At 69.1% G+C, this 21583-nt stretch carries 20 protein-coding genes and 1 riboswitch; of the genes, 7 read left to right on the forward strand and 13 right to left on the reverse strand.

Annotation, left to right across the window (positions count from 1 at the left end):
* Window positions 1-1550: tetratricopeptide repeat protein (locus tag G3N61_RS17445; RefSeq protein ID WP_205823185.1), on the forward strand; the 1550-nt coding region annotated here is incomplete at its 5' end.
* An 87-nt stretch (window positions 1551-1637) separates the two neighbouring features.
* Here G3N61_RS17445 and lnt read toward each other — a convergent pair.
* The 8 genes from lnt to G3N61_RS17485 form a co-directional block, all read right to left on the reverse strand.
* Window positions 1638-3326 carry an apolipoprotein N-acyltransferase gene (gene lnt, locus G3N61_RS17450; RefSeq protein WP_205823186.1) on the reverse strand — a complete coding sequence of 563 codons (1689 nt, stop codon included), beginning with the start codon at window positions 3324-3326 and terminating at the stop codon, window positions 1638-1640.
* A gap of 52 nt (window positions 3327-3378) precedes the next feature.
* Window positions 3379-4266 (reverse strand): transporter associated domain-containing protein, encoded by an 888-nt coding sequence (locus G3N61_RS17455; RefSeq protein WP_043190655.1) that lies wholly within the window; start codon window positions 4264-4266, stop codon window positions 3379-3381.
* 309 nt (window positions 4267-4575) lie between these two features.
* Entirely contained in the window at window positions 4576-4725 is a 150-nt protein-coding gene (locus G3N61_RS17460) for a hypothetical protein (RefSeq protein ID WP_205823187.1), read from the reverse strand.
* A gap of 70 nt (window positions 4726-4795) precedes the next feature.
* On the reverse strand, window positions 4796-5428 hold the full coding sequence (locus tag G3N61_RS17465; RefSeq protein WP_089451242.1) for a gamma-glutamylcyclotransferase: 633 nt from the start codon (window positions 5426-5428) through the stop codon (window positions 4796-4798).
* A 12-nt stretch (window positions 5429-5440) separates the two neighbouring features.
* On the reverse strand, window positions 5441-6217 hold the full coding sequence (ybeY, locus tag G3N61_RS17470; protein ID WP_043190659.1) for an rRNA maturation RNase YbeY: 777 nt from the start codon (window positions 6215-6217) through the stop codon (window positions 5441-5443).
* Window positions 6218-6362: 145 nt separating this feature from the next.
* Window positions 6363-7409, reverse strand: a complete 1047-nt coding sequence (locus tag G3N61_RS17475) for a PhoH family protein (protein ID WP_043190661.1) — start codon at window positions 7407-7409, stop codon at window positions 6363-6365.
* Between the two features lie 29 nt (window positions 7410-7438).
* Window positions 7439-8812, reverse strand: a complete 1374-nt coding sequence (gene miaB / locus G3N61_RS17480; protein WP_043190664.1) for a tRNA (N6-isopentenyl adenosine(37)-C2)-methylthiotransferase MiaB — start codon at window positions 8810-8812, stop codon at window positions 7439-7441.
* 254 nt (window positions 8813-9066) lie between these two features.
* On the reverse strand, window positions 9067-9999 hold the full coding sequence (locus G3N61_RS17485) for a LysR family transcriptional regulator (RefSeq protein ID WP_043190666.1): 933 nt from the start codon (window positions 9997-9999) through the stop codon (window positions 9067-9069).
* A gap of 147 nt (window positions 10000-10146) precedes the next feature.
* Here G3N61_RS17485 and G3N61_RS17490 point away from each other — a divergent pair, with 147 nt between their 5' ends.
* The 3 genes from G3N61_RS17490 (at window position 10147) to ribB (ending at window position 13409) form a co-directional block, all read left to right on the forward strand.
* Window positions 10147-11322, forward strand: a complete 1176-nt coding sequence (locus G3N61_RS17490) for an MFS transporter (protein ID WP_089451239.1) — start codon at window positions 10147-10149, stop codon at window positions 11320-11322.
* 218 nt (window positions 11323-11540) lie between these two features.
* Entirely contained in the window at window positions 11541-12242 is a 702-nt protein-coding gene (locus G3N61_RS17495) for an XRE family transcriptional regulator (RefSeq protein ID WP_205823188.1), read from the forward strand.
* A gap of 189 nt (window positions 12243-12431) precedes the next feature.
* Window positions 12432-12580: riboswitch (FMN riboswitch) on the forward strand.
* A 118-nt stretch (window positions 12581-12698) separates the two neighbouring features.
* On the forward strand, window positions 12699-13409 hold the full coding sequence (gene ribB, locus G3N61_RS17500; protein WP_011353122.1) for a 3,4-dihydroxy-2-butanone-4-phosphate synthase: 711 nt from the start codon (window positions 12699-12701) through the stop codon (window positions 13407-13409).
* 100 nt (window positions 13410-13509) lie between these two features.
* Here ribB and G3N61_RS17505 read toward each other — a convergent pair whose 3' ends face one another.
* The 5 genes from G3N61_RS17505 to G3N61_RS17525 form a co-directional block, all read right to left on the reverse strand.
* A complete protein-coding gene (locus G3N61_RS17505) occupies window positions 13510-14196 on the reverse strand; it encodes an HAD family hydrolase (protein WP_205823189.1) in 687 nt (228 codons plus the stop codon).
* A 191-nt stretch (window positions 14197-14387) separates the two neighbouring features.
* Complete coding sequence (iolG, locus tag G3N61_RS17510) at window positions 14388-15374, reverse strand: inositol 2-dehydrogenase (protein ID WP_205823190.1); 987 nt, start codon at window positions 15372-15374, stop codon at window positions 14388-14390.
* Window positions 15375-15445: 71 nt separating this feature from the next.
* A complete protein-coding gene (locus G3N61_RS17515) occupies window positions 15446-16273 on the reverse strand; it encodes a TIM barrel protein (protein WP_205823191.1) in 828 nt (275 codons plus the stop codon).
* A 38-nt stretch (window positions 16274-16311) separates the two neighbouring features.
* A complete protein-coding gene (locus G3N61_RS17520) occupies window positions 16312-17334 on the reverse strand; it encodes a xylose isomerase (protein ID WP_205823192.1) in 1023 nt (340 codons plus the stop codon).
* A 168-nt stretch (window positions 17335-17502) separates the two neighbouring features.
* Window positions 17503-18567 (reverse strand): LacI family DNA-binding transcriptional regulator, encoded by a 1065-nt coding sequence (locus G3N61_RS17525; RefSeq protein WP_205823193.1) that lies wholly within the window; start codon window positions 18565-18567, stop codon window positions 17503-17505.
* A gap of 172 nt (window positions 18568-18739) precedes the next feature.
* Between G3N61_RS17525 and G3N61_RS17530 the strand changes: the two genes are divergently transcribed.
* The 3 genes from G3N61_RS17530 to G3N61_RS17540 are packed head-to-tail and all read left to right on the forward strand — an operon-like array spanning window position 18740 to window position 21422.
* On the forward strand, window positions 18740-19822 hold the full coding sequence (locus tag G3N61_RS17530; protein ID WP_205823194.1) for a fatty acid desaturase family protein: 1083 nt from the start codon (window positions 18740-18742) through the stop codon (window positions 19820-19822).
* A 36-nt stretch (window positions 19823-19858) separates the two neighbouring features.
* The gene (locus tag G3N61_RS17535) at window positions 19859-20167 is read left to right on the forward strand and encodes a non-heme iron oxygenase ferredoxin subunit (protein ID WP_011353115.1); all 309 of its coding nucleotides are present in this window, start codon (window positions 19859-19861) and stop codon (window positions 20165-20167) included.
* 4 nt (window positions 20168-20171) lie between these two features.
* Window positions 20172-21422: an FAD-dependent oxidoreductase gene (locus tag G3N61_RS17540; protein ID WP_205823195.1), complete on the forward strand. Its 1251-nt coding sequence runs from the start codon at window positions 20172-20174 to the stop codon at window positions 21420-21422.
* Window positions 21423-21583: the final 161 nt, after the last annotated feature.

Below are 21583 nucleotides of genomic sequence, written 5' to 3' on the forward strand. Positions count from 1 at the left end.
CCGCCGCCGCGCACCTGCATGCGGTCGAGCCCGATGCGCTCGCGCAGCTCACCGGCGCGCTCATCGCGCGGCAGCGCACGGCCGACGCGGTCGCGCTTGCCGAATGCGCGGCGCGCATGCAGCCGGGTGCCACCGCGTATTTCAATCACGGCTACGCGCTGCAGATGGCGGGCCGTCACGCGGACGCCGTGGCGCCGTACCGCGCGGCGCTGGCGCTCGATGCCGAGCGGCCATCGCTGCGCAACAACCTCGCGATCGCGCTGCGGCTGTCGGGCAGCGACCGCGCGGAGGAGATCGCGCTGCTCGAAGCAGCCGTGCAGGCCGATCCGCGCGACGTGCAGGCGTGGATCAACCTCGTGGTCGCGCGGCTCGCGACGCACGACCTGGACGGCGCGCTCGCGTGCGGCGCGCGGCTCGTCGAGCTCGCGCCCGACAACGCGCTCGCGATGAACAACGTCGCGCTGGCGATGAAGGAGGCGCAGCGCTGGGACGACGCCGAGCGTTACGCGGTGCGCGCGTGCGAGCTGGCGCCCGACGACGCGTCGTACCGTTTCAACCTCGCGATCATCCAGCTCGTGCGCGGCAACTTCGCGGCCGGCTGGCGCGGCCACGAGGCGCGCTGGGACGGCGCGGGCGAGTTGCGCGGCCGCCGTCCGGCGCTGCCGGGCCCGCGCTGGCAGGGCGAGCCGCTCGCCGGCAAGACGCTGCTGGTGTGGGGCGAGCAGGGGCTCGGCGATGTGCTGCAGTTCTGCCGCTTCGTCGCGCCGCTCGCCGAGCGCGTGCATCGCGAGGGCGGCCGGCTCATCTGGAATACGTTCCCGCTGGTGGGCACGCTGATGCAGCGCAGCCTCGGCGCGCATGCGGATGCGTTCAGCGCGGGCGGTGCCGTCGACGTGCTGCCCGCGTTCGATTACGAAGTACCGCTGATCGGCCTGCCGCTGATGCTCGGCATGGAAGCGTCGACGCTCGCGTCGTCGGTGCCGTACCTGCGGGCCGATCCGTCCGCGCGCGACGCGTGGCACGCGCGGCTGGCGGGCGACCGCCGGCTGAAGGTCGGTCTCGTGTGGACGGGCAGCGCCGGGCACCAGCGCAATCCGTACCGGCGCGTCGGGCTCGAACGCTATGCCGACGCGTTCCGCGGGATCGACGGTGTCGTGTTTTATTCGCTGCAGCCGGGGGCGGGCGCGGATGTCGCGGCGGCGCGCGCGGCGGGCTTCGCGATCGAGGATCTCACGGCGGAACTGACGAGCTTCGACGACACGGCCGCGTTCATCGGCGCGCTGGATCTCGTGATCACCGTCTGCACGTCGGTCGCGCACCTGTCGGGCGCGCTCGGCGCGCACACCTGGGTGCTGCTCGACGTGAATCCGCACTGGCCGTGGCTGCTCGAACGCCAGGACAGCCCGTGGTATCCGACCGCGACGCTGTACCGGCAACCGGCGTTCGGCGCATGGGCGCCGGTGATGGAGGCGGTGAGCCGCGACTTGCGGCGTCTGGCCGCGCAGCCGGTTCAATCGGCGGAGTCGACGGAGTCGGCCCGGCAGGGCTGAGCGGCCGGCCGGTTCGCGGCCACGGGCCGCTGTTGCACGTTGCATTGGCGGCGGCCGCCACGCATTGCGCAGCGGCCGCCCGTCGCGTCACTTCGGCTGGCTGTCGCCGTTCTTCCGGCCGTTGCGCCGGCGCAGCCCGGGGCCGAACGTGAAACCGAACGCGAGCAGCACGAGCGACACCGCGAGCACGATGTTGTTGCCGCTCGTCACGTAAGGCGTGAAGCCGCTCGTGCCTTCGATCCGCACGTCGAGCGAGCCGATCGTGAACGGCTTCAGCTGGCCGAGCACGCGGCCGTGCGCGTCGATCGCGGCGGTCATCCCCGTATTGGTCGAGCGCAGCATCGGCCGGCCCGTCTCGAGCGAGCGCATCCGCGCGATCTGCAGGTGCTGGTCGAGCGCGATCGTGTCGCCGAACCACGCGAGGTTCGTCACGTTGACGAGCACGCCCGGCGGCTGCGGGTTGTCGCGGATCGTCGCGGCGATTTCCTCGCCGAACAAGTCCTCGTAGCAGATGTCGGCCATCACGGGCTGGTTGTGTACCAGGAACGGCTTCTGCACGGGCGCGCCGCGCGCGAAGTCGCCGAGCGGCATCTTCATCAGGTCGACGAACCACCGGAAGCCCCACGGGATGAATTCGCCGAAGGGCACGAGGTGGTGCTTGTCGTAGTGGTAGATGTCGCGTGAATTCGGCGTCACGCCGTACAGGCTGTTCGTATAGTCGACGTAGTGGCCGTCCTCGGTCACCGACGCGCCGACCGCGCCGAACAGCACGGCCGAGCCCGTCGTGTCGCTGAACTTGCGGATCGCGACGGCGAACGGCTCGGGCAGCTCCTGGATCATCACCGCGATCGCGGTTTCGGGCGTGACGATCAGGTCGGCGGGCTTCTCGATGATCATCTGCGTGTACATCTTGATCGCCGCGTCGATGCCCGCTTCCTCGAACTTGATGTCCTGCTTCACGTTGCCCTGCAGCAGCCGCACGGTGAGCGGTGCATTCGCGGGCACGGTCCACGTGACCTGCGACAGGCCGAGGCCGGCCGCGATCAGCGCGAGCGCGATGCCGGCCGGCGCGGCGATGCGTATGCGCGCATTGCCGGCACGGGGTTCGGCGAGCGGCGACGGCCGGGCGGCGGCGAGCGCCTGCACGACGAGCGCGGCGAACAGCGCGAGCACCCACGCGATCCCGTACACGCCGGCGACCGGCGCGAAGCCCGCGAACGGGCCGTCGACCTGCGGATAGCCGCTGGCGAGCCACGGGAAGCCGGTGAGGACGGTGCCGCGCAGCCATTCGCCGAGTGCCCAGGCGCTCGCGAACGCGAATGCGCCATGCCAGGTCGGCGAGAACGGCCGAGGGTCGCGCGTGCGGCGATGCCACGCATGGCCCGCGCAGAACGACCACAGCCCGGCGGAGAACGCCGGGTACAGCGACAGGTACAGCGAGAACAGCACGAGCGCGCCGCCCGCGAGCGGCGCGGCCATCTCGCCGTACACGTGCATGCTGATGTAGAGCCACCAGATGCCGGTGATGAAGTTGCCGAAGCCGAACGCGCCGCCGGTGAGCGCGGCGCTGCGCCAGCTCGCGGTGCGCGTGAGCTGCGCGAAAAACCAGACGAATACGACGAGTTGCAGCCAGCCGCCATGCGGCGTCGGTGCGAAGCTGAGCGTATTGGCTGCGCCGGCGAGCAGCGCGGCCGGGTAGTGCCAGCGCGGCAGCGCGCGGCCGGGTGTCGGCGCGAGCAGGCCGCCAGCCGGGCGGGACAGGATCGGATCGTCCATGTGAAGCGAAAGTGGGCGAGCGGTTGTGGAATGCGCGGCTGGCGCGCGACGGTCAGTCCTCGTGCGAGGTTTCGGCGCGACGGCTGGCGAGCGGGTTGCGGCGCACCAGCAGTACGTGAACCTGGCGCGCATCGCCGCGCTGGATCTCGAACACGAGGTTGCCGAGCTGCAGCTTCTCGCCGCGATGCGGGACGCGGCCGAAATGATGCGTGATCAGCCCGCCGATCGTGTCGACTTCGTCGTCGGGGAAATCGGTGCCGAACGTCTCGTTGAACTGTTCGATCTCGGTGAGCGCGCGCACGCGGTAGCGGCCATCGGGCCCCGAGATGATGTTGCCGGCTTCCTCGTCGAAGTCGTATTCGTCCTCGATGTCGCCGACGATCTGCTCGAGCACGTCCTCGATCGTGATCAGGCCCGCGACGCCGCCGTATTCGTCGACGACGATCGCGAGGTGGTTGCGGTTCACGCGGAAGTCGTGCAGCAGCACGTTCAGGCGCTTCGATTCGGGAATGAACACGGCCGGGCGCAGCATCCCGCGCACGTCGAATTCCTCTTCGGCATAGAAACGCAGCAGATCCTTCGCGAGCAGCACGCCAATGACGTTGTCGCGGTTCTCCTCGTACACGGGGTAGCGCGAGTGCGCCTTCTCGAGGACGAACGGGATGAAATCTTCGGGCTTGTCCGCGATGTTGATCGCGTCCATCTGGGCGCGCGGCACCATGATGTCGCGCGCGCACAGGTCGGACACCTGGAACACGCCTTCGATCATCGACAGCGAATCGGCGTCGATCAGGTTGCGTTCGTGGGCGTCCTGGAGGATTTCCAGCAACTCGCCGCGGGATTCGGGCTCGGGCGAGATGAAGTCGGTCAGGCGCTCGAGGAGCGAGCGCTTTTCTTGCGGTTTGTCGGTTGACTTACGACTGGGATACGAATCGTTCATGGTGGTGCGCCCGGGTCATGCCGGAGCGCGCTGTCACGGAGTAGGCAAGGATACACCAAGGGCACGACGCGACCGTGTCACACCGGCCGCACGGCCAGGGTGGGCAGCGCGCGCGGGCCCCGCTCGGGAACGGTCGCGCCGGGCGCGACATCGTCCTCGGTTCCATCCTATCTCAGAAAAGGCCGGCGGGGCAGCGGCGGCAAAAAACGGGTGCGGAAGGGGCCGGGAACCGTGACGCGGGAAAGCGGCCGGCCGAGGCGGCCAGCGGCGGCATTCTGCCGCACGCGGGCTTCGCCGCCGGGGCGTGGATCAGAACCGCATGCCGGCCGAGCAGCCGCCGGCGGCCGCACCGTTGGTCGCGGCGCCGCCGCAGCCAAGGATTCCGCAGCCGGACAGCGCGATGCTCGCGGCGACGAGCAGCGCGCCGACCTTGCAGCGCGACCAGCGTGACGGTTTCATCGGTCATGCCCTCGCTCGAATCCGCACCCGGCGCGGCAGCGCGTGGCGGCAAGCCGGGCGCTGTGCCGCGTCACCGGCATCGCGCGAGCAGCCCTTCGAGTGCGCGATCGGGGATGCCGCTCGCACGCAGCGCGTCGACCGTGCGGCTCACGTAGTCGAGCGTCGTGCCGTAGCGGCCGGCCGCGCAGCCGAACACTTCCTTCACGATGGGATCGGACAGCTTGCCCGTATAGGTCGGCGCGTCGCGGCGCATCACGAACGCGAGCGCGTTCACGCGTTCGCCGTTCTCGAGCGAGCACGGCAGCCACGCGGGCCGGTACGAACCCATCGGCATCTCGCGCTTCCACAACGTTTCGAGGTGCGGCTGCGCGGTCGGGCCGGCGAGCCGGAACGCGATGCCCGAGCACGAGCCGCCGCGATCGAGCGCGAGCACGAGGCCCGGGCGTTCGGGTGTGCCGCGGTTCACGCGCGACCACAGGTAGAGCCCGCGATGATAGCCGTGCACCTTGCCGCGCACGGCGGCGATGGTCGGCAACCCCGGGTTCCAGATCAGCGAGCCATAGCCGAACAGCCAGAGATCCTGCTGGCCGTCCCAGTCGCGCATCGTGTGCGCGAGCGAGGCCGCGAGCTCGTCTTCCGTCAGCAGGCGCCCGTCGCCGATCGACGGCGGGTAGGCGGGCGGGAGCGTCGCGGCGTTGCGCATCGTGCGGACGGCTTACTGGTACGGGTTCGGGAAGCCCAGCTTCGCGAGAATATCGACTTCGAGCGCTTCCATTTCGGCCGCGTCCTCGTCGCTCGTCTCGTGGTCGTAGCCTTGCGCGTGCAGCGCGCCGTGCACCAGCAGGTGCGCGTAATGGGCCGTGAGCGACTTGCCCTGGTCGTGCGCTTCCTTCTCGACGACCGGGCAGCACAGCACGAGGTCGCCGATCACGGTGCCGTCGGGCGCCGCGTCGTACGCGAAGGTCAGCACGTTGGTCGGGTAGTCCTTGTGGCGGTAGCCGGCGTTCAGCGTGCGGCCTTCTTCTTCGCCGACGAAGCGCACGGTGAGCTGCGCGCTGGCGAACAGCGCCGGCTCGATCCATTCGGCGATCAGCTTGCGCTTGGGGCAAGTCTTGCGCACGTCGCTCGTGATCTCGTCGCCGTACTGCACGGACAGGTCGAGCTCCGGCTCGCGCAGCGCGTCTTCGGTGTCGTCTTCGCGCGGCGCGGGCTCGGCACCGACGTGCAGCGTCACGCTGTCGTAGTGTTCGGGCTGCAGCGCGAGCTTCGCGCGCATCGCCGGATCGTTGTGCTGCGCGACGATCGCAACGGCGGCTTCTCCCGAACTGCCCGACAGGTCGAACATCAGGCTGCGGCCATCCGGGAAGTCGATTCGCAGCCCTTGCGCGTTGACGGTCCGGGCCTTGCCCTTCGCATCGAACAGCGAAAGGCGGGGGGAGGCGGGCGCGGCGGACTGGGCGCGCCCCGACTTGCGGGAACGGGAGGATTTCATGACGCGTGCGGCGATTAGGACGCGTTGAGGATACACCAAACGGCCGATCGCACCCGAATTCGCGCAGGCGAAAAAAAGCCCGGCGCGCCGTCTGGCGGGCCGGGCCGGGCTGTCAGGCAAGCGGCGCGCAGGCGCCGCCGGCCGGTCAGCCGTCCTGGTGCTGCGCGTGGAACTCGTCGTACGCCTCGACGATGCGCGCGACGAGCGGATGGCGCACGACGTCCGCGCTCGTGAAGCGCGTGAGCGCGATGCCGCGCACGCCGCTGAGCACCTGCTGTGCCTCGACGAGGCCGCTCTTGTGGCCGCGCGGCAGGTCGACCTGGCTCGTGTCGCCGGTCACGACCGCCTTCGAGCCGAAGCCGATCCGCGTGAGGAACATCTTCATCTGTTCGGGCGTCGTGTTCTGCGCCTCGTCGAGGATGATGAACGCGTGGTTCAGCGTGCGGCCGCGCATGTACGCGAGCGGTGCGATCTCGATCATCTGGCGCTCGAACATCTTCGCCGTCTTGTCGAAGCCGAGCAGGTCGTACAGCGCGTCGTACAGCGGACGCAGGTACGGGTCGACCTTCTGCGCGAGATCGCCCGGCAGGAAGCCGAGCCGCTCGCCGGCCTCGACGGCCGGGCGTGTCAGCACGATCCGCTTGACCTGGTCGCGCTCGAGCGCGTCGACCGCGCACGCGACCGCGAGGTAGGTCTTGCCGGTGCCGGCCGGCCCGACGCCGAGCGTCACGTCGTGCGACAGGATCTGCTTCAGGTATTCGCGCTGCGCCGGCGTGCGGCCGCGCAGGTCGGCGCGCCGCGTGTAGAGCTTCGGTGCAGGCTCCTCGTCCGGCTCGCTGGCGTCGAGCTGAACGATGGGGTCGTCGAACGGATGGTCGGGGTCGCCGCGGAAGCGCACGTCGAGCGTGTCCTGGCGCCCGTTGCCGGACGTGTGGCGCACTTCGACCAGCGCGAGCTGGATGTCGTCGACCGACAGCGCATCGCGCGCGCGGTTGTAGAAGTTCTCGAGCGCGGCGAGCGCGAGCTTGGCGCCGCGACCGCGGATCGCGATCCGGTGGCCGCGCCGCGACAGCGTGACGTCGAGCGCCTGTTCGATCTGCCGCAGGTTCTCGTCGAGCGGGCCGCAGAGGTTGGCGAGGCGCGCGTTGTCGTCGCGCGGCGCGACGAATTCCAGTGCTTGGGTCGGCTTCAAAGTGGCGTCGGGTTCCTGTTGAGCGTCAGTCAGTGGGTGGCCGCGCTCGCGTCGTCGCTGACGAGCAGGAGCTCGCCGCGCAGCGAATGCGGATACGCATGGTTGATCTTCACGTCGATCATCTGGCCGATCAGGCGCGGGTGCGACGCGAGCGGCGCCGGGAAATTCACGACCCGGTTGTTCTCGGTGCGGCCCGCGAGTTCGTTCGGGTCCTTGCGCGACGGGCCCTCGACGAGGATCCGCTCGACCTTCCCGACCATCGACTGGCTGATGCGCGCGACGTTTTCCTCGATGGTCGCCTGCAGATGTTGCAGGCGTTTGAGCTTCACTTCGCGCGGCGTGTCGTCGTGCAGGTTCGCGGCCGGCGTGCCGGGGCGCGGGCTGTAGATGAACGAGAAGCTGGTGTCGTAGCTCATGTCGTGCACGAGCGCCATCATCTTGTCGAAATCGTCCTCGGTCTCGCCGGGGAAGCCGACGATCATGTCGGTCGACAGCGACAGGTCCGGGCGGATCGCGCGCAGCTTGCGGATCACCGACTTGTATTCGAGCACCGTGTAGCCGCGCTTCATCGCCATCAGGATGCGGTCGGAACCGTGCTGGACCGGCAGGTGCAGGTGGCTCACGAGCTTCGGCACCTTCGCGTAGGTGTCGATCAGGCGCTGCGTGAATTCCTTCGGGTGCGACGTCGTATAGCGGATCCGCTCGATGCCGGGGATGTCGGCGACGTATTCGATCAGCGTCGCGAAATCGGCGATTTCCGACGAGCCGGCCGTCAGCGCGCCGCGGTACGCGTTCACGTTCTGGCCGAGCAGCGTGACTTCGCGCACGCCCTGGTCGGCGAGGCCGGCCACTTCGGTCAGCACGTCGTCGAGCGGGCGCGACACTTCATCGCCGCGCGTGTACGGCACCACGCAGTAGCTGCAGTATTTCGAGCAGCCTTCCATGATCGACACGAACGCGCTCGGGCCCTCGACGCGCGCGGGCGGCAGGTGGTCGAACTTCTCGATTTCGGGGAACGTGATGTCGACCTGCGAGCGGCCGCTCGTGCGGCGCGCGTCGATCATCTGCGGCAGGCGGTGCAGGGTCTGCGGGCCGAATACCAGGTCGACGTACGGTGCGCGGGACACGATCGACGCGCCTTCCTGGCTCGCGACGCAGCCGCCGACGCCGATCAGCAGATCCGGCTTCGCTTCCTTCAGTTCGCGCACGCGGCCGAGATCGGAGAACACCTTCTCCTGCGCCTTTTCACGCACCGAGCACGTGTTGAACAGGATGATGTCCGCGTCTTCCGGCGTATCGGTCTTTTCGAGGCCTTCGGCCGCATTCAGCACGTCCACCATCTTGTCCGAGTCGTACTCGTTCATCTGGCAGCCGAAGGTCTTTACGTAAACTTTCTTGGTCATGGGGGTTCGCCGTTCGCAGTGGTTGACCTGGGGGCGTCGTCTATAGGGTGAATCGGGACGGCCGTGCCTGGCGCATGCCGCGCCGCGCAGGGGCGGGCGTGCCGCCTTGCACGCATCTCGCGTGCATCGCGCATGAAAAGCCGTCGGGAAAGCCTTTCATTATAGCTTTTCACGCTGTCGGGAGCGCCCGGCGGGTTGCGGCCGCGCGACGGTGCACGTCGGGTTCCGACCCTGGCCGGGCCGTGCGCCGGCCGTCAGCGGCACGCGTTCAGCAGGTCTTCCAGCGCGGCTTCCTCGCGCGCGAAGCGTTCGGCGAGGAAGTCGAGCAGCACGCGCACGCGCGGCGCCATGTAGCGTTTGCTGTGATAGATCGCGTGCAGCGGCGCATCCTGGTGCCGCCAGTCGGGCAGCAGCACGCGCAGCCGCCCCGCACGGACGTCGTCGGCGATGTCCCACAGCGACTTCAGCGCAATGCCGTGGCCCCGCAGCGTCCATTCGCGGGTGAGGCCGCCGTCGTTGGTCTCGAACGCGGTCGACATCGGCACCGTGTGGGTCTGCGTCTCGTCGCCGCGCGTGAAGCGCCAGCTGTTCATCGGCCCCGACGCGATCGTGATCACGTTGCACGGAAAGCGGGCCAGATCGTGTGGATCGGCCGGCATGCCGTGCCGCTCGACGAACGACGGCGCTGCGCACAGCACGCGCCGGTTCGCGGCGAGCCGGCGGGCGATCAGCGCGCCGTCGGGCGGCGCGGCGAAGCGGATCGCGAGGTCGATTTCATCCTGCCACAGGTTCGACGCGGAATCGGACGCCGTCAGCGAGAACGTGACGTCGGGGTGCAGCGTCGTGAATTCGTCGAGCCAGTCGAGCAGCTGGTTGCGGCCGAAGTCGGACGTCGACGACAGCCGCACCTTGCCGCCGACCACGTTGCGGCCTTCCTGCAGCATCGCGTCCGCGTCGTCGAGCGCCTGCAGCGCCTGCCGGCAGCAGTTCAGGTACAGCCGGCCTTCGTCGGTGAGCCGCAACTGCCGCGTCGAGCGCTCGAACAGGCGCGTCGCGACCTTCGCCTCGAGCTTCGCGAGGCGCGCGCTGGCGGCGGCCGGCGTGAGGTTCAGCTTGCGCCCGGCCGCCGACAGGCTGCCCAGGTCGGCAGCCTCGACGAACAGCCGGATATCGCCCAGTCGATCCATCGGATTTTCCAGAAATTTTTGAAAATGGTTCAAATGCCACGCCAATTATCAAATATAGGCGTATTCGGGACAATGCGCGCACATCCCGCATTTTGGTGCGGTGCGGCACCGACCGGGCGCCGCACCCGCCGCTTCCCGGAGAACCTCATGCCCATTCCCTTGCTGGCGCTCGCGATCAGCGCCTTCGCCATCGGCACCACCGAATTCATCATCATGGGCCTGTTGCCCGAAGTCGCGCAGGATCTGGCCGTGTCGCTGCCGTCGGCCGGGCTGCTCGTGACCGGCTACGCGCTCGGCGTCGCGGCCGGCGCGCCGCTGCTCGCGGTGCTGACGAGCCGCATGCCGCGCAAGGCCGCGCTGCAGTTGCTGATGGCGATCTTCATCGTCGGCAACGTGCTGTGCGCGACCGCGTCCGGCTACGCGATGCTGATGGTCGCGCGCGTCGTCACGTCGTTCGCGCACGGGTCGTTCTTCGGGATCGGCGCGGTGGTCGCCGCATCGCTCGTACCGACCGACAAGCGCGCGAGCGCGATCGCGCTGATGTTCACGGGGCTCACGCTGGCGAACGTGCTCGGCGTGCCGTTCGGCACGTTCGTCGGTCAGTTGCTCGGCTGGCGCGCGTCGTTCTGGATCGTCGCCGCGCTCGGCGTGCTGGCGCTCGGCGGTGTCGCCGCGCTCGTGCCGAACCGCCACGACAGCGGGCCGGTCGGCCTCGGCCACGAAGTGCGCGTGCTGAAGGAGCCGCAGGTGTGGCTCGCGCTGCTGATGACGGTGCTCGGCTTCGGCGGCGTGTTCGTCGTGTTCACGTACATCGCGCCGATCCTCCAGTCCGTGTCGGGCTATTCGCCGCGCGCGGTCGCGCTGATCCTCGTGTTGTTCGGCGCGGGGCTCACGATCGGCAACACGCTGGGCGGCAAGCTCGCCGACCGCGCGCTGATGCCGTCGCTGATCGCGATCCTCGTCGCACTGATCGCGGTGATGGTCGTGTTCGCGAAGACGAGCCACTATCCGGTCGCGGCGGCCGTGACCGTGTTCGCGTGGGGGATCGCCGCGTTCGCGACGGTGCCGCCGCTGCAGGCGCGCATGGTCGAAAAGGCCGCGAGCGCGCCGCATCTCGCGTCGACGCTGAACATCGGTGCGTTCAACGTCGGCAATGCGCTCGGTGCGTGGCTCGGCGGCTTTGCGCTGGATCGCGGCCTCGCGCTCGATGCGCTGCCGTGGGTCGCCGTCGCGGTGACGGTCGCGGCGCTCGTCGTCACGTGGTTCGCGATGCGGCTCGATGCGCGCGGGCCGGCACGCGGCGCGGCGCCGGCGGCGCAATGAGCGGCGAATGAGCGGCGCCTGCGCGACGCGATAGCGGCAGGAAAAGGTTCGCGAGAAACGCATTCCTCCGCGATGCTGATAACGGTGTGAAGATAACTTCGTTTGCCGGTGCAGGGCCGGGTGATAGCGTCTCGATACGCGCCGTTGCTGGCGCAACCCGATTCCGATCCCGGCTTACCCCATACGCAGGGCTGCACAAGCGGCCCGGAGGCAATGCTATGTCTTCATCCCTGGCGCTCGTGCGCGACCTGTCTTCCTTCGAGTCCGGCAATGCCGTCGATGCGCGGGCCGCTGCGTCGCTCGACGTGCTCGAGCAGGTCGTCGGCGTGAACCTCGCGCGGTTGCGCGCCGAGCGGCAGTTGTCGCTCGATGCGCTCGCACGGTTGTCCGGCGTGTCGCGCGCGATGCTCGCGCAGATCGAGTCGGCGCGCAGCGTGCCGTCGATCAAGGTGCTCTGCAAGATCGCCGCGGCGCTGAAGGTATCGGTCGCCGCATTCCTGCGCCGCCATGCGGTGAACGGCTTCGAGCATCTGGCGGCCGAGCGCGCGTCGCGCGTCGTCAGCTCGAACGGCCGCTTCTCGGCGCGCGCGCTGTACCCGGAAGGCGAGCCGGCTGCGGCCGAATTCCACGAGCTGCGGATCGCGCCGCTGCATACGGAGGCCGGCGCACGCCGCGCGCCCGGTACGACGGTCAACCTCGTCGTCAGCGAAGGCACGCTCGAAGTCAGCGTGCATGACCGCCGCCAGTTGCTCGCGACCGGCGACGCGATCGTGTTCGATGCCGACCAGCCGTACAGCCTGCGCAACCCGGGCGACAGCGAGGCGCGCGCGTTTCGCGTGACGGTGAGCCCCGAGGTGCCGCCGCGCTGGCTCGTGCCCGACGCGGCGCACGCGGCACATGCCGCGCACGCGGCTGGCTGATCGCGCAGGCCGCACGGAAGCGGGCCGCGTTTTCGTCGTTCGGGCGAGATCGCGGGTCGTCCGTCGGCCGTTCGGACGATGCCGTTAGACGGAGTCGTCAGTAAGGTTTTAGGTGATGTTCGCTGCGCCGCGCGCGCAGCTGTTGTATGCTTGGCCCGCCGTTGATGGGGTTGGCCCATCCGGCAATCAGTGCGTCTTCAGGGCGGGGCGAAATTCCCCACCGGCGGTAGGCTGGCGTAAGCCGGCGAGCCCGCGAGCGCCCGCGCATCCGCGCGGGGTCAGCAGATCTGGTCGAATGCCAGAGCCGACGGTCACAGTCCGGATGAGAGAAGATGTGCAGATAGTCATGTCCGCCAGGGCCGCTTCGCGATGCATGCGAAGCGGGTTGTCGTTCTGTCTGTTTGCAATGCCCTGAAACGTTTTTCGCCCAAATCGTCTTTGCGAGGAGCGTTTCACATGTCCTTGATGTCCATTTCGTCGGCACCCGCCGACGCCTTTGCCGATCTCCCGTTGCTGGATTCCGAACCGGTGCCGCCGCGCATCGCCGCCGCGCTCGAAGCGATGCGCGCAGGCCGTGCGGTCGTGCTGCAGGACGACCACGACCGCGAGAACGAAGCCGACCTGATCGTTGCTGCCGAGCGCATCACGCCCGAGACGATGGCGCTGCTGATCCGCGAGTGCAGCGGCATCGTGTGCCTGTGCCTGACCGACGACACGGTGCGCGCGCTCGAGTTGCCGCCGATGGTGCAGACCAACGAGAGCCGCAACGGCACCGCGTTCACCGTTTCGATCGAGGCACGCGAAGGCGTGCATACGGGCGTATCGGCGGCCGATCGCGTGACGACGATCCGCGCGGCGATCGCCGAAGGGGCGAAGCCGCACGACATCGTGCGCCCCGGCCACGTGTTTCCGTTGCGTGCGCAACCGGGCGGCGTGCTGGCACGCCGCGGTCATACCGAAGGCACGGTCGACCTGTCGATCCTCGCGGGCCTGAAGCCGGCCGGCGTGCTGTGCGAGCTGATGAATCCGGACGGCACGATGACGCGCGGCGACGATGTCGAGCGTTTTGCGCAACAGCACGGGCTGCCGATGCTGACGATCGCGGAACTCGTCGAGTTCCGCGAGGCGCTGGCCGCTGCGCGCGAGCGCTGCTGCGAACCGGCCTGAGGGAAGGGAAGGCGGGCGCGTTCGCGCGCCCGTGGCACGGCGTGCGTGAACCGGCGCACGCCGGATCGGCCCGATCAGCGTGATCGGGCCGGCACGACCGTCAGGACTGTACGTCCCCGAATTCGCCGCGTATGCCGGCTTCGACGAAGGCCGGCAGTTCGTCCATCTTGCGCATGATCCGCGTGATGCCCATCGCGCGCAGCGCGTCCGCGTAGTTGTCGGGGATGTGGCTCGCGCCGACGAACGCGATCGTCTTCATGCCCGCCGCACGCGCGGCATTCAACCCCGACACGCTGTCCTCGACGACGATGCAGCGTTCCGGCGCGACGCCGAGCGTGTGCGCCGCATGCAGGTAGACGTCGGGGTAGGGCTTCGGCCGCGCCACCTGCTCGGAGCTGAACACGCGCTCGCCGAAGATCTCGGTGAGCGACGCGCGCTTCAGCGAGCTGCGCACGCGCGCGAGCCGGCTGTTCGACACGACGGCCGCCGGCAGGCTCACCTTCAGCAATGCGTCGCGCACGCCGGTGATCGGCGCGAGCGACTGCGCCAGCGCGCTCTCGATGTTGTGCTCGATGGTCTCGATGAAATTGGCCGGCATCTCGATCCCGAAGCGGGATTCGATTCCCGCCAGGAAGCGCGACGTCTGCTGGCCGAACGCCGACTTCGCGGCGGCTTCGAAATCGAGATTCGGAAACGTGGCGGACAGCGTGTCGAGCAGCACGCGGTCGGCAATGACTTCGCTGTCGACGAGCACGCCGTCGCAGTCGCAGATGAGGTGATCGAGCATGGTGGTGAAAAGCGGGATGTCGGCGACGCAGATCAATTCGCCATCATACGTGCTTTCACGCATACGCCGCGCGACGCTTCGGCAAATTTTCCCGATGCGGCCGCGTGCTCGCAACGTGTCGTCCAGAGGGGCGACCGATCGTCCGGCGGCGGCCCGCTGGCGCGGTGCGCCGCCGCCTGCCAGCGGTCGCGTTACAGCTCGATCACGCGCCCCGTTTTCCACGACGTCATCGCGGCCTCGGCCAGTTCGAGCGCGGCGAGCCCGTCGTCGATCGTCGTCCTGACCGGCGTGCCGTCGCGCAGCGCGTCGACGAAGTGCGCGATCTCGGCCGCGTACGCATGCCGGTAGCGCTCGAGGAAGAACGGCTCCGGCACATCCGTCGCGATGCCGCCCGCGAGCCACGCGCTCACCTCGGTCGGCCGCACGTTGCCGGCCTGCAGCATCCCGTTGCTGCCGAGCAGTTCGAAACGCTGGTCGTAGCCGTACGCGGCGCGCCGCGACGTGTTGATCTGGCACAGCAGCCCGCGCCGCGTGCGGATCGTCACGGCAGTCGAATCGATGTCGCCTGCGTCTTGCACGGCCGGATCGGTCAGGCAACTGCCGGTTGCGTGCAGCGTCTGCGCTTCGTCGCCGAGAATCCAGCGGAACACGTCGAAATCGTGGATCAGCATGTCCTTGAAGATGCCGCCCGAGCTGCGGATGTAGTCGACGGGCGGTGCGCCCGGGTCGCGGCTCGTGACGACCAGCATTTCCGGCGCACCGATCTCGCCGCGCTCGACACGTGCCTTCAGCGCGGCGAAGGTCGGATCGAAGCGGCGCTGGAAGCCGATCATGCAGGTCACGCCGCTGCGCCGGACGACGTCCGCGCACGCACGCGAGCGCTCGACGGTCAGGTCGACGGGCTTCTCGCAGAACACGGCCTTGCCCGCATTCGCGGCCGCGACGATCAGGTCCGCATGCGTGTCGGTGCTCGATGCGATCACCACGGCCTGGACAGCCGGATCGCCGAGCGCGCGCTCGACGTCGGCCACCTGCGCGCCGTGCGCGTGGGCCAGCGTGTCGGCCGACGGCGCGTGCCGGTCGACCACGTACTTCAGCTTCGCGCCCGGATGGCGCGCGAGATTCGCCGCGTGGATCTTGCCGATTCGTCCCGCGCCGAACAACGCGAATTCGATCATTCCGTTCTCCTGTTGATTTGGTGGTTTTCCATCGGTACGCGGCTTGAGTCGACCGTGTGCCGTGGCGGCTGTCATTGATCCGCCAGTTCGCCGCGCACGTAGTCGATGCTCGCCCGCAGCCGATCCTCGATGTCGTCGGCTTCGGCGATTTCGTTGGCGAACGGCTCGAACGAGAACGCGCCGCGGTAGCCGCGCGCGAGCAGTTCGCGCAGTTGCCGGATATTGCCGAGCCGGTCGGCGCCGCCGACCAGCACGCGGTGGCCGTCGCGCATCCGGTCGACCGGCAGGTCGTCTTCCTCGACGCCGGAGATGTGGACGAGGCCCGTCAGGTTCGGGAAGAAGATGTCCTCGCCCGACAGGTGGTGGTGGAACGTGTCGTGCACGAGCCGGAACACCTGTTCTCCCGCCGCGTCGTAGATGCCTTTCACCGCATCCGACTTGCGGCGCAGCGCGCATTCCTCGAAGCCGAGCGGCTCGATGAAGCCGAGCAGGCCGCGCGCGGCGAGGATCGGCTTGAGCGCCTTCAGCGCTTTCACGAGATCGGCGTGGCGCACGTCCGCGCTGCGCGTGTCGCTCCGGCTGTTGGTCGGGCACAGCACCAGCGCACGCGCGCCGCATTGCGTCGCGTAGTCGGCCAGCACGGTCGCCTCGTCCGCGCGCTCGGCGCTCCATTGCTCGAAGCGCTGCAACGCGTTGATCGTCAGGATCGTTACGCCACCGGCTTCGGCCGTCGCGCGCACGGTGGCGGCCGGCGTGCCGTCGGCGATCTCGACGCCGTCGAGATCGTTGCGGATCTCGATCGTGTCGACGCCGAGGCGCTTGCACAGCGCGACGTAACGGTCGAGCGGCAAGCGCGGCGCGCTCATCCGGTTCAGCGAAAAATGGAAGGCTTGCGTCATCGTTCTGTCCTTGGGGTTCGAGTGGGGGCGGGTTCGAATCAGGTGCCGGTGCGCGCGAGGCCGGCTGTCGACGGCGCGGCGAGGGCATGCCACGTGTCGCGCAGCCAGTGCGCGCACGCGACGTTGTTGTCGAAGATCGAATAGCGCGCGCCGCCGCCGTAGTCGGGGAACGGGATGAACTCGCAGCTGATCTGTTCGAGTCGCGACGGTTGTGCGTGGACCTGCGATTCCAGCAAGTGCCGAAGCGCGGCCTTCCACGTGTCGAGCGCCGCCGCGCGCCATGCGCCGTGATAGGCGCCCGGTGCGGGCGCGACGAACGGATACTGGATGCCGCGCCCGGGCCTGCCGTCGGCGCGGCGCATCCAAGGGTTATCCGGATTGTTCGGCATCACGCTGCGCGCATGCGCATGCCGGACCCAGCCGCGCGCGATCCAGTCGGTGTAGAGGGCGTCGGGCGACGCAGGGTCGAGCATCTGGCGGCCGCCGTCGGCCGCTTCGCGCAGGCCCGATGCATCGAGTTCGGCGCGATTGCCGATCTTGAACAGCAGGTGCGAATGATCGAGCGTGATCCGGAACGGCGCGCCGGCCTGCTCGACATGCCGCGCGACGCGCGCGATGCGTGTGAAATCCTCGCTCCACATGTCGACGTGCACTTCGAGGCTCGGCAGGCAACCGGCCGGCTCGCCGCGCTCGTAAGTGCGCAGGTAGAAATCGGCGACTTCGCGATCCGACAGCGGATGACCGTCCGCGTGATGCGCGAGCAACTGGCAGTTGAGCACCGTGCTGCCGAAGCGCGCACCCGCGTCGACGATTTCGGCGACGTGTGCTTCGTCGCGGCCCGCGCACCAGATGCCGCCGATCACGCGAATCGGCAGCGCGTGGCGTTCGACCAGCGCGAAATACGGCGACAGGTCCTCGCCGCGCGCCGGGTTCTTTTCGACGTAGTCGAATGCACCGGCGTCGGCGACCCTCCGGAAGCGTTCGGCGGGGGCGGGCAACGGCAGGCCGTCGTGTTCGAGCACGCCGTCGAGGTTCACGCCGATGAGGATCGGTTCAGCCATCGTCTCCTGTCCGCCGTTGTCATGGGATTGGCTGCCCAATGTACGGATGCGCGGCGCGGGCTGCATGACAAACGTTGGCGAAAAATCGCCAATGCGGCGGTCGATTTTTTCGCAACGCGCATGCGGTGCGACAGACGGTGCGACAAACGCTTCACCCAGCGGCGGGATTCAGGCTGGCAGGTAGGCGCTGGTCCTCACGTTCGCCGGACAGAACACGCGGAATTCGACCGGGTCGGCCGGCGGCGGCTGTTCGACGATCCCGCACGCATGCAGCACGTGTTGCAGCGCGGAAATCACCTGGCCGTCCGGATCCTGGTCGATCGCGAGGTCCATCGCGCCGGCTTCGATGAAGGTGCGATGCAGGTCGATCATCTCGTGGCCGATCCACACGACCCGGCCGGTGGCGCCGGCCTTGCGCAGCGCCGCTTCGATGCCGGCCGAACCGGCGCCGCTGTTGTAGATCGCGACCACGTCGTCGTGCGCCTGCAGCGCCTTCGTCACAGCGCGGTAGCAGCGGTCGTCCTGGTCGAGCGTTTCGACCGGGTCGTCGTCGCAGCGGACGGCGGCGAACGCTTCGGTGAGCTGGTCTCGGCAGCCGGCCATCCGGTCGGCGTGCGCGCGGTAGCCCATGCGCCCGCCGAGCAGCAGCACGCGGCCGGGGCGTGCCGCCAGGCGGCCGATGTAGTAGCCGGCCGTGCGCCCGGCCCGGTAGTTGTCGATGCCCGCGAAGTGCACGCGGTCGACGCCGCCGATATCGGTGACCATCGTGACGACGGTCTCGCCGCGCGCGATCGCGCCGGCCAGCGCGTCGCGTACACGGGCCGTGTCGCGCGCCGTCACGATCAGTGCCGCGCGTCGGTACGCGGGCTTTTCGATCAGCGCGGCGGCCCGCTCGTCGTCGGCGGCGGGCAGGATCGTCCGGTGCACGACCACGCGCCGGTCGAGCATCTGCAGCGAGCGCTGCAGCGCCAGTTGCAGCCGCCGGAAGAATGCTGCGTCGGTATCCGGCAGCAGCACGTCGACATGGATCAGCCCGTGCCGCGTGTCGGGCAGCTGACGCGGCACGCCGAGCTGCCGCGCAGCCGCCACCACGCGTTCGCGCGCCTGCGCCGACACGCTGCCGCGCTCGTTCAGCACGCGGTCGACGGTGGTCGTGCTGACCCCGGCGAGCGCCGCGATCTCGTCGAAGCGCGCGGTGCGCTTGCGCCAGCGCGGCCCGGATTCGCCTGCCATGGTTGTCTCCATCGTGGTGTCGCCATCGAGACGTGGCGATGCGAGGAACGCTAAAGCGATGGCGAAATTTCGTCAACGTTTCGATTGAGCGGAGGCGGCCGCGGGCCTAATTTTGATTCCATGCCGAAGCGCTTGCCGCGCTTCCTACGGACAAGGAATCAAGGAGACGCACGTGGTTCATCTCGACGACCAGGCGCACGACCGCACGGCGGCGCGCCGTCAGGAATACCGGATGATCGGCGGTGCCGGCGAGCGCGCGCACGCGGCCGGGCTCGTCAACGCCGAGTGGTACCGGTGCGCGGTGCCGCGGCCGCTGATGAAGCAGCTGATGCAGCGCGGCGACGCGCGCGCGATCCGCGACACGCTGCTCTGGTACGCGGCGATCGCGATCAGTGGCGTGCTCGCATGGCTGGCGTGGCGCGCGCATTCGGCGTGGGCGATCCCCGCGTTCTTCGTGTACGGCACGCTCTACTGCAGCCCGGCCGACTCGCGCTGGCACGAATGCGGGCATGGCACCGCGTTCCGCACGCGCTGGATGAACGACGTGCTGTACCAGGTCGCGTCGTTCCAGGTGTTCCGCCGCGCGACGGCATGGCGCTGGAGCCATGCGCGCCATCACACCGATACGCTGGTCGTCGGGCGCGATCCGGAAATCGCCGCGCCGAAGCCGACCGACTGGCTTTCGCTCGCGCTGAACGTCGTCGCGCTGAAGCATGTGGCCGGCGAGCTGCGCAAGATGATCGCGATTGCGTTCACCGGCCGGCTCGACGACGACGAGCGTACCTACGTGCCCGAATCGGAACGGCCGAAGGTGGTGCGCGAGTCTCGCATCCATCTCGCGGTGTACGCGCTCGTGACCGGTGCTTCGCTCTACTGGCGCACGATCCTGCCGCTGCTCTACATCGGGCTGCCGAGCCTCTACGGCGCGTGGCTATACCTGTATTTCGGCCTCACGCAGCACGCGGGGATGCCCGAGAACGTGCTCGATCACCGCCGCAACTGCCGGACCGTGATGATGAATCCGGTGTTCCGCTTCCTGTACTGGAACATGAACTACCACGTCGAGCACCACATGTTCCCGATGGTGCCGTTCCACGCGCTGCCGAAGCTGCACGAGGCGGTGAAGGCGGACATGCCGCCGCCGTACCGCAGCACGCTGGCCGCGTATGCGGAGATCGTGCCGGCGCTGGTCCGGCAGACTCGCGACCCGACCGATTACGTCGTGCGGCCCGTGCCGGATGCCGCGCGTGCGTGACCGACAACGACCCTTCCCACCCAGGAGACACGCAACATGACGCAATGGATCGACACCGGCGCGCTCGACGACATCGACGACGAAGACGTCGCGCGCTTCGACCATGCCGGCCACACATACGCGATCTACCGCATCGACGGCGAAGTCTATGCGAGCGACGGCCTGTGCACGCACGAGCACGTGCATCTCGCGGACGGGCTCGTGATCGACCACGTGATCGAATGCCCGAAGCACAACGGGCGCTTCGACGTCCGCGACGGCCGGCCGCTGTCCGCACCCGCCTGCGAGAAGCTGCGCACGTACCGCGCGAAGATCGAAGACGGCCGCATCCTGATCGAGGTGTGACGCGATGACGAACGACCGGGTGATGGCGATCGTCGGCGCGGGCCACGCGGGCGGCCGCGCGGCGCAGGTGCTGCGCGAATCAGGCTGGGGCGGGCGGATCGTGCTGATCGGCGCGGAGGCGCACCTGCCGTACGAGCGGCCGCCGTTGTCGAAGGGCGTGCTGACCGGCGAGCGCAGCGCGGCGCAGTGCCGGTTGCGCGATCCGGACGCGTGGGCGGCCGATCGCATCGAGCCGGTCGTCGCGACGGTCGAGCGCATCGATCCGGGCGCACGCGAAGTGCGCGTGTCGGATGGCAGCGTGTTCGGCTACGACGCGTTGCTGCTCGCGACCGGTGGCCGCGCGCGTCGCCTGACGATTCCGGGCGCGACGCTCGACGGCGTGTTTGCGTTGCGCACGCTCGACGACGCAACGGCACTCGGCGCGCGGCTCGTGCCCGATGCGCGGATCGTGCTGATCGGCGGCGGCTTCATCGGTCTCGAAGTCGCGGCGTCGGCGCGACTGCGCGGCTGTCGCGTGACGGTGCTCGATGCGGCGACGCGCCTGCTCGGGCGCGCGGTGCCGGAGACGATCGCGGCGCGCGTGCACGCGCTTCACGAACGGCAGGGCGTGGCCATTCGCGTGAACCGGAAGCCGGTTGCGATCGAGCGCACGGCGGGCGGTGCGCTGGCCGTCGTGCTCGACGACGGCGACACGCTGATCGCCGACACGGTCGTCGCCGGTATCGGCATCGAGCCGGCCGACGAGCTGGCGCGCGATGCGGGCCTCGCAGTCGAGCGCGGCATCGTCGTGAACGCGCGGCTCGAGACGTCGGCGCGCGGCATCTACGCGGCCGGCGACGTCGCGGTGTTTCCGAGTGCGTTGTCGGGGCGGCCGGTCAGGCAGGAGACGTGGCACGGCGCCGAGACCCAGGCGCGCGTCGCCGCGCGCAACATGCTCGGCGCCGACGAGCCGTATCGCGAGATGCCGTGGTTCTGGTCGGATCAATACGACGCGCAGTTGCAGGTGGCCGGTGAGCCGGCGCTCGGCGAGCGGTCGGTCGCGCGCGTGCTCGGCGACGACGCGGAGATCCATTTCCATTTCGACGCCGATGCGCGGCTCGTCGCGGCGAGCGGGTTCGGCCGCGCGTCGGGGTTCGTCAAGGAAATGCGGGTTGCGCGGATGCTGGTCGAGCGTGGGGCTGACGTGACGCCGACCGCAGTGGTGGACGTGAACGTGAAGCTGAAATCGCTGATCGGAGAGGCGGGCGGCAGGTAGCGAAACGATGCGCGCGATGTGCAACTGGCGCGCGCCACGGACCGTGGGAACGGTGCGAAGGAGGGGAGAAGCGGCACGGGTGCGATACCCGCGCCGCTATGCCGGCGTGCCGGCGGTCAGGCGAACGAGCCTGTTGCCGAAGCGCGCGCGGGTCGATTGCC

The sequence above is a fragment of the Burkholderia sp. Ac-20349 genome, assembly GCF_017104865.1.
GTDB classification, from domain to species: domain Bacteria; phylum Pseudomonadota; class Gammaproteobacteria; order Burkholderiales; family Burkholderiaceae; genus Burkholderia; species Burkholderia aenigmatica.

Excerpts from the sequence above, each read along its gene's own strand:
- lnt (WP_205823186.1), bottom strand. The coding sequence starts at position 3,326 with ATGGACGATCCGATCCTGTCCCGCCCGGCTGGCGGCCTGCTCGCGCCG.
- G3N61_RS17455 (WP_043190655.1), bottom strand. The coding sequence starts at position 4,266 with ATGAACGATTCGTATCCCAGTCGTAAGTCAACCGACAAACCGCAAGAA.
- G3N61_RS17460 (WP_205823187.1), bottom strand. The coding sequence starts at position 4,725 with ATGAAACCGTCACGCTGGTCGCGCTGCAAGGTCGGCGCGCTGCTCGTC.
- G3N61_RS17465 (WP_089451242.1), bottom strand. The coding sequence starts at position 5,428 with ATGCGCAACGCCGCGACGCTCCCGCCCGCCTACCCGCCGTCGATCGGC.
- ybeY (WP_043190659.1), bottom strand. The coding sequence starts at position 6,217 with ATGAAATCCTCCCGTTCCCGCAAGTCGGGGCGCGCCCAGTCCGCCGCG.
- miaB (WP_043190664.1), bottom strand. The coding sequence starts at position 8,812 with ATGACCAAGAAAGTTTACGTAAAGACCTTCGGCTGCCAGATGAACGAG.
- G3N61_RS17485 (WP_043190666.1), bottom strand. The coding sequence starts at position 9,999 with ATGGATCGACTGGGCGATATCCGGCTGTTCGTCGAGGCTGCCGACCTG.
- G3N61_RS17490 (WP_089451239.1), top strand. The coding sequence starts at position 10,147 with ATGCCCATTCCCTTGCTGGCGCTCGCGATCAGCGCCTTCGCCATCGGC.
- G3N61_RS17495 (WP_205823188.1), top strand. The coding sequence starts at position 11,541 with ATGTCTTCATCCCTGGCGCTCGTGCGCGACCTGTCTTCCTTCGAGTCC.
- ribB (WP_011353122.1), top strand. The coding sequence starts at position 12,699 with ATGTCCTTGATGTCCATTTCGTCGGCACCCGCCGACGCCTTTGCCGAT.
- G3N61_RS17505 (WP_205823189.1), bottom strand. The coding sequence starts at position 14,196 with ATGCTCGATCACCTCATCTGCGACTGCGACGGCGTGCTCGTCGACAGC.
- iolG (WP_205823190.1), bottom strand. The coding sequence starts at position 15,374 with ATGATCGAATTCGCGTTGTTCGGCGCGGGACGAATCGGCAAGATCCAC.
- G3N61_RS17515 (WP_205823191.1), bottom strand. The coding sequence starts at position 16,273 with ATGACGCAAGCCTTCCATTTTTCGCTGAACCGGATGAGCGCGCCGCGC.
- G3N61_RS17520 (WP_205823192.1), bottom strand. The coding sequence starts at position 17,334 with ATGGCTGAACCGATCCTCATCGGCGTGAACCTCGACGGCGTGCTCGAA.
- G3N61_RS17525 (WP_205823193.1), bottom strand. The coding sequence starts at position 18,567 with ATGGCAGGCGAATCCGGGCCGCGCTGGCGCAAGCGCACCGCGCGCTTC.
- G3N61_RS17535 (WP_011353115.1), top strand. The coding sequence starts at position 19,859 with ATGACGCAATGGATCGACACCGGCGCGCTCGACGACATCGACGACGAA.
- G3N61_RS17540 (WP_205823195.1), top strand. The coding sequence starts at position 20,172 with ATGACGAACGACCGGGTGATGGCGATCGTCGGCGCGGGCCACGCGGGC.